This window comes from Xenorhabdus doucetiae (assembly GCF_000968195.1).
GTDB lineage: Bacteria > Pseudomonadota > Gammaproteobacteria > Enterobacterales > Enterobacteriaceae > Xenorhabdus > Xenorhabdus doucetiae.
The window spans coordinates 2,673,207-2,686,362 of the sequence record NZ_FO704550.1; the positions used below are offsets into that span (position 1 = coordinate 2,673,207).

Sequence of the window (13,156 nt, forward strand, 5' to 3'; positions counted from 1 at the left end):
AGGAGAAAATAAGATGAAATTTGTTGGAGCCCATGTGAGTGCCTCAGGCGGTGTTGATCAGGCCGTGATCCGCGCCCATGAATTAAACGCAACCGCCTTCGCCCTGTTCACGAAAAATCAACGCCAATGGCATGCCCCGCCGTTATCGGCAGAGAGCATCGATAAATTCAAAGCGAATTGTGAACGTTACGGTTATGGTAGCCGGCAAATCCTGCCCCATGACAGCTACCTCATCAATCTGGGTCATCCTGAAGCAGAGGGTTTGGAAAAATCCCGGGCGGCGTTTCTTGATGAGATGCAACGTTGTGAGCAGCTCGGCATCGGTTTACTGAATTTCCATCCGGGCAGCCACCTCAAAAAAATTGACATTGATAAATGCCTCGCCCGTATTGCGGAATCCATTAATATTACGTTGGACAAAACCCAAGGTGTCACTGCCGTGATCGAAAACACCGCCGGGCAAGGCACCAACCTTGGTTTCAAATTCGAACAACTGGCAGCAATTATTGATGGCGTCGAAGACAAAACGCGTGTTGGAGTCTGTATTGATACCTGCCACGCCTTCGCAGCAGGTTATGATTTACGGACTGAAAAAGATTGCGATGAGACTTTCAACGCATTCGATAAAATCGTTGGGTTCAAGTACCTTAAAGCCATGCACCTGAACGATGCCAAGAGCGAATTTTCCAGCCGTGTTGACCGGCATCACAGCCTGGGTGAAGGCAATATCGGTAAGCTCCCTTTCAGCTATATCATGAAAGATGACCGTTTCAATGGCATTCCCTTGGTGCTTGAAACGATCAATCCTGATATTTGGGATCAAGAAATTGCCTGGCTAAAATCCCAACAAAATTAACTACCTGACCGAAATTAACTCGATCTTCGACATCATTGATGCAAGTTCAGTACGGCTTTTAATCCCAACATTCGGCTGGCTAACCGTGAGCGCAGAAACTGCGGTTGCCAGACGTAATGTATGTTCACTGGATTCACGCATCAGCAAACCGTAAACCAATCCACCGACCATAGAATCCCCTGCCCCCACGGTGCTGACCACTTCACAATGTGGCGGTTTTGCCAACCATGTCCCGGAGGCATTCACCCATAATGCGCCCTGTTCTCCCAGTGAAATGACAACGTGGGCGATCCCTTTATTGCGCAATTCGTGGGCGGCATCAATCACGCTGTTCAAATCCGCTAATGGCTTACCCGCCCAAATCTCCAGCTCATGCTGATTGGGTTTGACCAGCCAAGGGGATGCCTTAAGGCCGGCGACAAGCGCTTCACGGCTACTGTCAAAAATAACGCAGGGACAGATCTGCCGTAATTGCATCATCCAATCTGCAAACGACTCTGCTGTGATCCCTTCGGGCAAACTACCACTGACAACAACCATATCGAACTGCCCCAGCCAGGTCAGAGAATCACTGACAAACCGATTCCACTCTTTTTCTGTCACATGAAAGCCCGAAAAATTGAAATCCGTCACTTCACCCTGTTTTTCGGTCAGTTTGACATTAATGCGCGTTCGCCCAGAGACGAAATGGAAGCGATTTATCATCTTGTTTTCGCTGAAAAACTGTTGAAATCCTTCCTGATTCTCTCGTCCCAGAAAACCGCTGACAGTCACATCAATGCCTAAATCACGCAGTACCTTCGCAACATTATTTCCCTTACCCGCAGCGTGAAGCCCTGCCGTCTGTACACGGTTAACATGTCCCTTAACAATATCTGGGCATAAGCCAACTAAATCATAAGCTGGATTTAAGGTAATTGTGGCAACTCGGCGGCTCATCTTGCCTGGTGTCTCCTGAATAGACAGTCATAAGTAACATTAAGATTTATCTGTTATTTATAACATCAAAATTGAATCGTTTCAGTTAAAATTACTGCGTGTTTGATCATTGTGTTATCACTGATCAAGTGTTACCACTAAACTGGTAAGCCTTTCATTATGTTATTACAACCTATCTGAACTCACGTGAGCAGGTATTAACCGGAGGAATATCAGTGCCAGTTGTTGTCGGAGTCGGTGTCGTTATCATTAACGATAAAGGTGAAATTCTACTGGGCAAACGAACCAGCCAGCATGCACCATACTGGTCAATTTTCGGTGGTCATGTTGATCCTGGCGAAACCTTTGAAGAATGCGCTATTCGTGAAATTAAAGAAGAGATTGATCTCACAATCCAAGATCCCAAAGTTTATGCTATTTGCAATAATCTCGAAACGTATCACAAGGAAGGAAAGCACACTGTTTCAGTCTGTTTACTGGCGCAGTATACCGGAGGTGAACCGAAATTAATGGAACCTGAGAAGTGTGAACAATTAATGTGGTGTGATCCTAACCATCTCCCCGAACCTCATTTTGAAGCCAGCCGCAATGCCATCAAATTATGGCAAGAAGCACAATTCTATTCCGCAAGTTAATAATCATCGCCCTTCAGGCAGGTTTTCACTGATAACCTGCCCTACTTTTGTATACAAAATGCGGCAAAACAATTTAATTATTTTTCTTAATTATTTGTTTACACATATAATTTATTAATGTATCTTCGCGCTAGTACAAGGTAACACCATTCATCAGGGAGTCTATATGACCATTGAGGTAACGCAAAATTTGAAACGCCCCTCCATATTTGGTGGCGCTATGATCATTGCCGGTACTGCTGTCGGTGCGGGTATGTTTTCCATTCCAATTGTCACATCAGGTGTCTGGTTTACCGGATCAATCATTTTGCTGTTGTATACCTGTGCATGTATGTATTTCTCTGGTCTGATGATTCTGGAAGCCAATATGAATTACCCTGTCGGCTCCAGTTTCCATACGGTCACTAAAGATTTGCTAGGCAAAGGCTGGTGTTCTCTCAATGATGTATCCATCGCCTTCGTTTTGTATATCTTAACTTATGCGTATATTTCAGCCGGTGGCTCCATCCTTGCTCACAACATTGAGAATATTATCCCGCTGCCTCAATCAATATCTGGCTTATGTTTTGCGTTTATTGTTGCCTTTATTGTTTGGTTATCCACGAAAGCCGTCGATCGCTTAAGCACCATCTTGATAGGTGGCATGATCATTACCTTTGTTATGTCTGTCGGTGGTATGTTTACCGAAGTGAAGCCCGTTATCTTATTTGATCAAGCCAATACCAACCCAGACTATTTACCTTATGCTTTAATCGCCCTGCCTTATTTACTGGCCTCATTTGGTTTTCACGGTAACGTGCCGGGGTTAGTTAAGTATTACCATAAAGACAGTCAGGCTGTCACACGCAGCTTGCTATACGGGACACTGATAACATTAGTGATTTACATTTTATGGCAGTACGCTATTCAGGGAAATATTCCGCGCGAAGCCTTCAAGCAAATTATTGCTGATGGCGGTAATATTGGTAACTTACTGCAACAGATGGATAATACTTCTGATAATACCACCATAACCCAACTGTTAAATGCCTTCTCCTATATGGCCTTATCGAGTTCATTCTTGGGAGTATCATTAGGGTTGTTTGATTATCTGGCAGACTTCTTTAAATTTGACGATTCGCAACAAGGGCGTTTTAAAACCGCACTGGTGACATTCGTTCCCCCTACGGTATTGGCACTGATTTTTCCAAACGGTTTCCTGTATGCCATCGGCTTTGCGGGTCTGGCCGCAACCATTTGGGCGGTTATTGTTCCGGCTTTAATGGCACGAGCCAGCCGTAAACGCTACCCAACCGCCAGCTACCGGGCACCGGGTGGTAATTTTTTGATTATCTTTGTTATTCTGTTCGGTCTGATAAATGCGCTGGCACACATTCTCTCGTTGTTTGATTTGTTGCCGGTTTATCGTTAATGTTTCCCTCCTGCCTCAGTATTTTTACTGGGGCATTCATTCACCTCTTGCCTAATAGGCCGACTGCGAGTAATTTTGTCGCCACTCAAATATTCATTCCACTATTTCCTTGTTGTTACGGAAGGTATCTATGGCTAAAGCCAATGAAATTAAGCGCGGCGCTGCAATCAGCTACAATGGAAAGCTATTATTAGTTAAAGACATCGATATTCAGTCACCCAGCGCACGGGGTGCCAGCACGCTATATAAAATGCGTTTTACTGATATTCGTACGGGTCAGAAAGTGGAAGAACGTTTCAAAGGTGATGACATTCTTGAAACCATTACGTTAACACGCCGTGGTGTAAGTTTTTCCTATATTGATGGTGATGAATATATCTTTATGGATGATGAAGATTTCACGCCTTATCACTTCAAGAAAGACCAAATCGAAGAAGAATTGCTATTTATTCCTGAAGAAGGTTTACCAGGAATGCAAGTCCTGACAATGGATGGACAATTATTAGCCCTTGAATTACCTCAAACGGTTGATATGGTCATTGAAGAAACCTCACCCGGTATCAAAGGCGCCTCAGCCAGTGCCCGTACCAAACCCGCTAAAATGAGTACAGGATTGACTGTCCAAGTTCCTGAGTATTTGAGTTCAGGCGAAAAAATCCGCATCCATATTGCAGAGCGTCGCTATATGGGACGTTGTGACTAATTCTTTATCCTTAAATATGAGTTGCCCTTTTGGCGAGAATAACGCCTGACGCAAAGAGCAACTCATCCTCTACCATGACGTTTATGACGTTAGAAATAATCCACATTAACAATTGCCACACGTTTCTGATCATCAGTCCACTTCACGCTGGAAACCCCAATGTTACCAGGAAGCATGACCTTGTCTTTCGTTTTTTGAGTTGAAATGATTTGTTTGACAGTAAGATTTTTGCCTAATCGATAGCAAGAGATATTGGCATGAGTGTTTGATGCTTGAGTTTCTGATACAACAACCTGACATCCGGGGTCAACAATCGCACCTGAAAACCGAATGACGCCTCCTTCAGATTCGGCATATCCATAAGAAAGCCATGGAACCAATAAACAACTAATTAACAGCTTACGATAATTTTTCATGGTTACCTCACTTTCGTTTTTCCATTAACTAAAACTCAGCTACCTTTTATTCCTTCATCTCCATAATAACTATTTCACGTGAAAAAAATACGACATTGAGAACTTTTATTGATAAATATCAAAGGTCATTTTTTAACTAAAAAATAAACACATTTTTATTGTTGATTAATTAAAAAAACTGTTATTAGCCATCATTATTTGAACTAACTCACAGATAAATTTATTGCTTTTCTTTTATATTATCTGGATAAAATAAATGAAATAATCATCATACTTTTATATAACATTTAGTGATAGGTTATAATAACAATACCCAATTCCTTATTTGTGCCCACCCATCTTATTTCTTCTTTTCCAATATGTTTTTCAATTGATAGCAGGAATTTTCTATCCTTTTGATATTCTATGACTTTATCTTGTTTTAACTGTTTACCATTGTACCAACATACCATCTCAGTATGCTCTTCATCCCAGCTAAATTGGCATGGAGGATCAACGATAGCACCATGAAAATAAATAGCGCCAGAGCTGGAGGTTGATGGAGAATTCGCCATGATAGGATAAGATAAAGACATGAACAGAAAAGTCGTCATTTTTCGTAACATAAGCATTCAACCTCCATTACAGATATTATTATCTTTTTCAACTTTAGCCGCGCGCTAATTTAAAAACCAGATAATGGTGTAACGCTCTGCTATCTATATAACGATATAACGTCAAATGAAACACTTTCTTTATACTTTTTATTAATTCAAGCTACAATTCGATATAATATGCTAACAAGTTAGGATATGAAGAAATCAATTGATAGTTATTTAATAATAGTCAGGCATCGACATTGAACCAAATATATATTATCGGTACTGTCATGGGGATTTAGCTATTTTTTCGATAGTATCCAATGGTGATTACGCTTTACCACAAATTTTGTTATAGTCCTTCCCCAAGTTAATTTGTCTACCACACTCCACCTTACGTGTTAAATAACGAGCTAAATAGGTATCCCATGACTCGCAGTCACCCTCTCGCTATACTTATTCTCAATATCCTTGGTATTGCCTTGTTCCTCTCATGGTACTTGCCTGAAAACCACGGCTTTTGGTTCCACATCGATTCTTCTATTTTTTATTTTTTTAATGAAAAATTGCTGCCTGACTCAAAATTTGCTCTATTTGTGGCTATCGCAAATATCAGGGCATTTGATGTCATATCACTTCTGTGTATGGGTCTGCTTTATTACAGTGCATTTCGCAAACAGGATTATGCAGGCAAGCGCCGCCTCTTCATGGTGGGTCTGGTGATGCTGATCTCGGCCGTTATCATTAATCAAATCGGGCATCAAATCCCCGTCAGCCGCCCAAGCCCAACACTGACATTTGAGCATGTTAATCGCATAAACGAAATGACCCGTTGGCATACAAAAGATGCTTCCAAAGACAGTTTCCCTGGTGATCACGGGTTAATGCTCTTAATTTTCAGTAGCTTTATTCTGCGTTATATCTCCCGCGGGGCGTTCTGTATTGCTCTACTGATTATGATCGCCTTTGCCCTTCCTCGCATTATGGCTGGCGCTCACTGGTTTACAGACGTTGCAGTAGGCTCTTTGTCTTTAACGCTGATCGGCATGAGCTGGGTATTACTAACCCCATTAAGTGATATTATGGCAACATGGCTAGACAAGAAATTACCGCATATTAAACGCGGTAATTAAGGCCATCATATTGGGGGAGATACTGGTTATCTCCTCAATATCACACTCGATGTCATCAGAGCAGTATAAAGTAGTCACGAATTACGCTAACCCATTAGTTCCCAATCTAATTTTTTGTAAAGAACCCTTTTTGTTTCTCGCTTTTTACTATTGATTTCAGTAATCTTTCCTGCGTTCTGTTTATTAAAATAATACGTTTTGTAAAGATACTAATAAATTGTGTTGTTTGGCACACTTTATGGACAAAAAATTTGTTAATTCACCCTATCCTGACTAGGCTTTAGAACATTTAGTATTTTCATTTTTCATGGTGGTGATAAGTCACTTCAAGGACTGCAAGGGAAAATCAATAAATGGTTAAATCCAGACCAATACTGAGATATATCTTGCGGCTGATACCCGCAATTATAGCGGCAGTCGCACTGACCGCATGTAGCTCGCCAGATTCCAACCTGCGCAATAAACAAACTGAGACGCATGCAGTAAATACTCAAAAGCATTATTTACTGCAAGCATCTCAGGATGAATTTGAAACTCTGGTTAACAACTTAGATATTAAATCTAAGATACTTAATCAATACGCAGACTGGAAAGGTGTGGCCTATCGGCTTGGTGGGAATACTAAACGCGGTATCGATTGTTCTGCTTTTGTACAACGTACTTTTCATGATCAGTTTGGCGTGAAATTACCACGTTCCACGCTAGAACAACAGAATATAGGGCAAACAGTGAGTCGCGCTAAATTGCAGGCTGGTGACTTGGTTCTGTTTAAAACAGGGCGCCGTATGCGTCATATCGGTATCTACATCGGTAATAATCAATTTGTCCATGCTTCAACCAGTAACGGGGTTATCGTTTCCAAATTGACTGATACTTACTGGAGTAAACGTTACTACGGTGCAAGACGTGTGTTATCAGATGATATAAAAGCCTCGATATAACCGACACCTAAGATACTTTTCCCTTGCAGACATTAAAAAACGCTTCCATTTAAGAAGCGTTTTTTATCAATGGGTAAAGTTATAGTGGATACAGCGCGGTTATATTTTCTGCAATTGCAGCGCCTAGCGTCTTTAAACGGCATATCACTGCACTCTCATCTTCCTTAGCAAAAAACAAACAGGGTTCCCTTTCCCACTCAATCACAGCACTCAGTATCTGCATATCAGCGATAGACTGATTTATAGCATGCAAGATCTCTCGTGCTTTTTCGCCTTCATGGCTTAATAATTTCAGCCCCATCAGGCTATTTCCTAAATCTGTTTCTTCTGCCGGTAAAATCTCAACTTTTGTACCAACAAAGCCTGCTGACCACCGATAACTTTGCGGCAGTCTGTGTACTACCGAAAGTTGGATATTATTCACGTATCATTCCTATCAGAAACAACATTAATACATCTAACCACCAACTGTAGATTATCGATTCGTCAAAACCGAATAACCACCCAATAAAAAAGTAAATAAAAGGTTAAAATAAAAATCACATTACCGCACTTACTTCATTTCCTACGTCAAAAAAGTGCGACTTGGCTCGCATTTTATATATATTTATACTGTTTAGGTAAAAAATTCAACTTATTTTTATGCAAAACAGCAACTTTTCATTCAAGATTTATTTACATATTTATTTTTTTCAAACGCGACGGAATGACAATAAGAATATAATCTTTTTATTTACAATGAGTTAAATGATGACAATCCTGTAACTTTCCTCAGACATAAACCCACCACATTGAATTAACAAAAAATAAACATTTTAACGCTGAATGAATATGCTAAATTAACAAATACCTCCGTTGTTTGATGATTACTCGATATTTTCTGTTTATCAGGTTAAATAACAGCATCTTTAAAAGTTCTATAAACAAAAGGCCATCCCCTACTGATAGATGACCTTTAAAAATACTTTATGTTTGGCCTTGATGACTTCTGGAACATGGCCATTTCTTCGACTATCTATAACACTGATTATTTATGCGATTTACCACGTGCATAGATAATCAGCATCATTGCCAATATCACACATAATGCCATTGAACCGACCATCGGCCAGGCATTTTCCTCAGGCAATAAAGACAAAATAGCGCCCACGGATGCGGCAATACCAAAACGGATGGTTCCAGCCAGTGAAGAAACTGTTCCGGCCATATGAGGATAATCATCCAACACGACCGCCATCGTGTTAGACGTAATCATGGAAATACCGCTGATATAAATGGCAACACCCATAACCAGAGAAATAAATCCCAAGTCAAACAGGGTACTAAACAGTAACCATAATCCCATGACAAATTGGACAAATAACCCAATATGCAACATTTTCAATGGACCATATTTGCGAACACACTGGCTATTGATCGTTGCCATGATGAACAGAAAAATAATATTCAGCCCAAAATAGTAACCAAAATGCTGCGCAGGTACACCGTTTAGCTTGATGTAAACAAATGCACCAACACTAAGAAAAGAGAACATTCCCGCAAAAGAAAAACCACTTGCCAAGATGTAACATAATACTTGGCGTTGCCGGAACAGCATAACAAACTGCCTCAAGGTCGTTTGTAAGTGAAACCTCTGCCTTTTCTCTTTCGGTAACGTCTCTTTTATGAAGAGGGCAACCAGAGCGACGGTAATTACCGCAACAATGGCAATAGACCAGAAAATAGCATGCCAGTTGAACCATACCATCAACAACCCACCTAGCATGGGAGCCAATAAAGGTGCAATGATCATCACTAATGTCACAAAAGACATGCTGCGGGAAAATTCCTCTTTTGTGAACCTGTCACGCATCAGGGCGTTGATGACAACACCGGCAGCCGCAGCAGAAAATCCATGCAAGAAACGCATGGCAATAAAAGTATCAATATCTTGTGCCAAAGCACACGCAGCAGAAGAGATGGCAAAAACAATGACACCCCCCAAAATAACGGGTTTACGCCCCAAACTATCCGACATTGGCCCATAAATCATTTGGCCAATCGCAAAGCCAAAAATATAGCTGCTCAACGTCATTTGCACCAAACCATCACTGACAGAAAAATTCTCAGCAATCGTTGGCATACTCGGCAAATACATATCAATTGCCAGTGGCATTAGCATAGAAAGCAGACCAAGGATTAATACTAATCCCAAATAGGACAAACGCTGTTGTTGCACGCAGTGACTCCTGAATCAATTGAAAAATAAAAATTAAGCTGTTGGCATTTATATGCTATTGATTTCACATGCAGTCAGCGCCCGATATTCTCCTGGCTCCAATTCAGGATCGAGATAAATTTCGCCGATCCGCTCCCGATGAAGTGCAACAACATGATTTCCTACTGCGGCAAACATCCGTTTGACTTGATGATAACGCCCTTCACTGATAGTCAAACGAACACGTTGAGGCTCGATAATTTCCAATTGTGCGGATTTTGTCAGCGTTTTTTCCCCGTTTAACTGCACTCCTGCCAGAAATTTTTGCCCGGTATCCTCAGAAACGGGATGTTCTAATGTAACAAGATAGGTTTTTTCGCAATGATGTTTGGGGGAGGTAATCCGGTGTGACCACTGGCCATCATCGGTCAACAAAACCAGCCCTGTCGTGTCGATATCCAAACGCCCTGCGGAATGTAATTTATGGGCAACAGGCTCATCGATAAAATACAAAATGGTCGGATTTGACGGATCGTCTGTCGAACAGACATATCCCTGCGGCTTATTCAACATAAAATAACGCGGGCCATTTAATTGTTGCAATATCGTGCCATCATAGACGACTTGCTGATCGGACTTTAATTTATAGGCTCCCGTTTTGATGATTTCATCATCGACAGTCACTCGCCCTGCCCGCAACTCACGCCCTACCTCGTTGCGGCTGATACCTAATTGTTGTGATAAAAATTTATCCAATCGCATGAATAGATGTACCTGACAAAAATAGACACATATGAATGTGTCCTTGATATTGCGAACAACGTCAAGGCCACTATTGGAATACAAAATTGAGCCGATAATTCACAAAAAAATCATCACGCCAGTCACTATAGCAATAATAAGCGGCACGTTATAGCCCATTCAATCCTGGGAAAATAATGTCAAGTTATTTCTCAACGGCAGGGTTAAATGAAAAATGTTATTCTCTACACCCATTATCTTTTACCTGATATTTGTGACAGTAACATAAAAATGGCTTTTACTTTACGTCCCTATCAACAAGAAGCGGTAGACGCAACCCTTCGCTATTTCCGCCAGCATAGCGCTCCTGCTGTTATTGTTTTGCCAACAGGTGCGGGTAAAAGCCTTGTTATCGCTGAATTGGCAAAGTTGGCTCATGGCCGCGTTTTGGTGCTGGCACATGTCAAAGAACTCGTTGCACAGAACCATAGCAAGTATTGTGCTTATGGATTGAATGCGGACATTTTTTCCGCAGGACTCAATCAAAAACAGAGTGAAGGGAAAGTAGTTTTTGGCAGTATTCAGTCCATTGCCCGCAATCTGGATTGTTTTGATCACCCTTTTTCACTGCTAATCATCGATGAATGCCATCGCATCAGCGATGATGAAAACAGCCAATACCGGCAGATCATCCAACAGCTCCGAAAAAACAATCCTCAAATCCGCATCTTGGGTTTAACCGCAACGCCTTATCGCCTCGGCGCTGGCTGGATATATCAATATCATTATCATGGCATGATCCGCGGTGATGAACGCCGCTTTTTTCGGGATTGCATTTACGAACTGCCATTGCGCTATATGATTAAGCATAATTTTCTGGTTTCTCCAGAAAGACTGGATATGCCCGTGATGCAATATGATTTCAGTCAGGTACATGCCAGCCAGCAAGGGATATTCAATGAAGCAGAATTAAACCGAGAAATCAAACGGCAAAAGCGCATCACGCCTCATATTATCAGGCAGATCGTCGAATATGCACAAAACCGAAAAGGTGTGATGATTTTCGCCGCGACGGTCGAACATGCCAAAGAAATATTTCAATTGCTGCCTACAGGGCAAGCCGCGTTAGTCAGCGCAGATACCCCCACATCTGAACGAGATCACTTAATTACAGCATTCAAGGACCAGCAACTCCGTTATATGGTCAACGTTGCCGTACTCACAACCGGATTCGATGCGCCTCATGTTGATTTAATCGCCATATTGCGCCCAACAGAATCCGTCAGCCTTTATCAACAGATCGTCGGGCGCGGCTTACGTTTATTTCCTGACAAACAAGATTGCCTGATTCTGGACTATGCCGGCAATCCCCATGATCTTTACACGCCTGAAGTGGGTAGCAGCAAACCCAACTCACACAGCCAGCCTGTACAGGTATTTTGTCCCATCTGCCAATTCGCCAATACTTTTTGGGGAACATGCACGACAGATGGAGAGATCATTGAGCACTTTGGGCGCCGCTGCCAAGGCTGGGAGGAAGACGAAAAAGGGAAGCGTCAACAATGTGATTTCCGTTTTCGTTTTAAATCGTGCCCTCATTGTGGGGCAGAAAACGATATCGCCGCCCGGCGCTGCCATCATTGTGAAGAAGTGCTGGTTGATCCCGATGATAGGCTAAAAGCAGCCTTACGACTAAAAGATGCGCTGGTGTTACGTTGTGGCGGCATGCAACTCACACCAGGTCACGATAATAAAGGAGAATGGCTAAAAATCACTTATTACGATGAAGAGGGTGCTGACGTATCAGAGTTATTTCGTTTATCTACCCCAGCTCAAAAGAAAGTCTTTGAATTACAATTTATTCGTCAACATCAACGGGCACCGGGCACTGTTTTTCGTTGGAGAACAGCAGCAGACATCGCTAATCAACTGCCTTTATTGCGTCACCCTGACTTTGTTGTCGCGCGTAAAAAAGGGCAATTTTGGCAGATTCGAGAAAAAGTTTTTGACTATAACGGACGATTTAGACGAGCAGATGATCTGTACTAAATAGTCTGAATAGACCAACCACGCACCAACCGGAAAGCATATTTATATTTGCTGTCATATCGGTTTTTCGTTAGAATGCCGCCCGCTTAACGTAATAACCCATGTTAAGACAAATATCGAACCTGCTGCTGGGTCGCCTGTAGCAGGATTTATTTTCTTCTTTTACAGAGAAAAAATAATGTTAACTATTAATGCAGAAGTACGTAAAGAGCAGGGCAAGGGTGCGAGCCGCCGCCTGCGCAGAGCTAACAAGTTTCCAGCAATTATCTACGGTGGTAACCAAGAGCCAGTTTCTATCGAGCTGGATCACGATGCAGTTATCAACCACGAAAGCAAGCCAGAATTTTACGAAGTTCTGACTCTGGTTGTTGATGGTAAAGAAACTAACGTTAAAGTGCAGGCAGTACAGCGTCATCCGTTTAAACCTAAACTGACGCACATCGATTTCCTGCGTGCTTAATTAGCCACAGTCGAGCTTTTATCGGGACGCCGAGTAAATAACGCCGCTTTTGCGGCGTTATTTATTTCTGCCATTCAGTGTCTTCATGGCTACCTGT

14 protein-coding genes are annotated in these 13,156 nt (G+C 41.9%); 8 read left to right on the top strand and 6 right to left on the bottom strand.

From position 1 onward, the window contains the following. Positions 1-13: 13 nt before the first annotated feature. Positions 14-856, top strand: coding sequence for a deoxyribonuclease IV (nfo, locus tag XDD1_RS11640; RefSeq protein ID WP_045971344.1), 843 nt, complete (start codon positions 14-16; stop codon positions 854-856). Here the strand turns inward: nfo and fruK are convergent, their stop codons facing one another. After that, positions 857-1,795, bottom strand: coding sequence for a 1-phosphofructokinase (gene fruK, locus XDD1_RS11645; RefSeq protein WP_045971346.1), 939 nt, complete (start codon positions 1,793-1,795; stop codon positions 857-859). A 215-nt stretch (positions 1,796-2,010) separates the two neighbouring features. Between fruK and XDD1_RS11650 the strand changes: the two genes are divergently transcribed. From XDD1_RS11650 to yeiP, 3 genes are all read left to right on the top strand, one after another. Beyond that, positions 2,011-2,430, top strand: a complete 420-nt coding sequence (locus tag XDD1_RS11650; RefSeq protein ID WP_045971347.1) for a nucleotide triphosphate diphosphatase NUDT15 — start codon at positions 2,011-2,013, stop codon at positions 2,428-2,430. Positions 2,431-2,596: 166 nt separating this feature from the next. Then, on the top strand, positions 2,597-3,841 hold the full coding sequence (mtr, locus tag XDD1_RS11655) for a tryptophan permease (protein ID WP_045971349.1): 1,245 nt from the start codon (positions 2,597-2,599) through the stop codon (positions 3,839-3,841). Positions 3,842-3,971: 130 nt separating this feature from the next. Further along, positions 3,972-4,544 (top strand): elongation factor P-like protein YeiP, encoded by a 573-nt coding sequence (yeiP, locus tag XDD1_RS11660; protein WP_045971351.1) that lies wholly within the window; start codon positions 3,972-3,974, stop codon positions 4,542-4,544. A gap of 89 nt (positions 4,545-4,633) precedes the next feature. Here the strand turns inward: yeiP and XDD1_RS11665 are convergent, their stop codons facing one another. Together XDD1_RS11665 and XDD1_RS11670 are read right to left on the bottom strand one after the other, a co-directional pair. After that, positions 4,634-4,960 (bottom strand): type 1 fimbrial protein, encoded by a 327-nt coding sequence (locus tag XDD1_RS11665; RefSeq protein ID WP_045971353.1) that lies wholly within the window; start codon positions 4,958-4,960, stop codon positions 4,634-4,636. A gap of 287 nt (positions 4,961-5,247) precedes the next feature. Continuing rightward, positions 5,248-5,535: a type 1 fimbrial protein gene (locus tag XDD1_RS11670; RefSeq protein ID WP_231854396.1), complete on the bottom strand. Its 288-nt coding sequence runs from the start codon at positions 5,533-5,535 to the stop codon at positions 5,248-5,250. Positions 5,536-5,966: 431 nt separating this feature from the next. Between XDD1_RS11670 and XDD1_RS11675 the strand changes: the two genes are divergently transcribed. Further along, positions 5,967-6,671 carry a phosphatase PAP2 family protein gene (locus XDD1_RS11675; RefSeq protein WP_045971356.1) on the top strand — a complete coding sequence of 235 codons (705 nt, stop codon included), beginning with the start codon at positions 5,967-5,969 and terminating at the stop codon, positions 6,669-6,671. Positions 6,672-7,024: 353 nt separating this feature from the next. Further along, the gene (mepS, locus tag XDD1_RS11680; protein ID WP_045971358.1) at positions 7,025-7,612 is read left to right on the top strand and encodes a bifunctional murein DD-endopeptidase/murein LD-carboxypeptidase; all 588 of its coding nucleotides are present in this window, start codon (positions 7,025-7,027) and stop codon (positions 7,610-7,612) included. 79 nt (positions 7,613-7,691) lie between these two features. Here the strand turns inward: mepS and XDD1_RS11685 are convergent, their stop codons facing one another. From XDD1_RS11685 to rsuA, 3 genes are all read right to left on the bottom strand, one after another. Further along, positions 7,692-8,036 (bottom strand): YejG family protein, encoded by a 345-nt coding sequence (locus XDD1_RS11685; protein ID WP_045971360.1) that lies wholly within the window; start codon positions 8,034-8,036, stop codon positions 7,692-7,694. A gap of 603 nt (positions 8,037-8,639) precedes the next feature. Further along, the gene (locus XDD1_RS11690; RefSeq protein ID WP_045971362.1) at positions 8,640-9,830 is read right to left on the bottom strand and encodes a Bcr/CflA family multidrug efflux MFS transporter; all 1,191 of its coding nucleotides are present in this window, start codon (positions 9,828-9,830) and stop codon (positions 8,640-8,642) included. Between the two features lie 48 nt (positions 9,831-9,878). Next, positions 9,879-10,571 (bottom strand): 16S rRNA pseudouridine(516) synthase RsuA, encoded by a 693-nt coding sequence (rsuA, locus tag XDD1_RS11695; protein WP_045971364.1) that lies wholly within the window; start codon positions 10,569-10,571, stop codon positions 9,879-9,881. A gap of 270 nt (positions 10,572-10,841) precedes the next feature. Between rsuA and XDD1_RS11700 the strand changes: the two genes are divergently transcribed. Next, entirely contained in the window at positions 10,842-12,599 is a 1,758-nt protein-coding gene (locus XDD1_RS11700) for a DEAD/DEAH box helicase (protein ID WP_045973535.1), read from the top strand. A gap of 178 nt (positions 12,600-12,777) precedes the next feature. Beyond that, positions 12,778-13,059 (top strand): 50S ribosomal protein L25, encoded by a 282-nt coding sequence (gene rplY, locus XDD1_RS11705; protein ID WP_045971366.1) that lies wholly within the window; start codon positions 12,778-12,780, stop codon positions 13,057-13,059. Positions 13,060-13,156 lie beyond the last annotated feature (97 nt).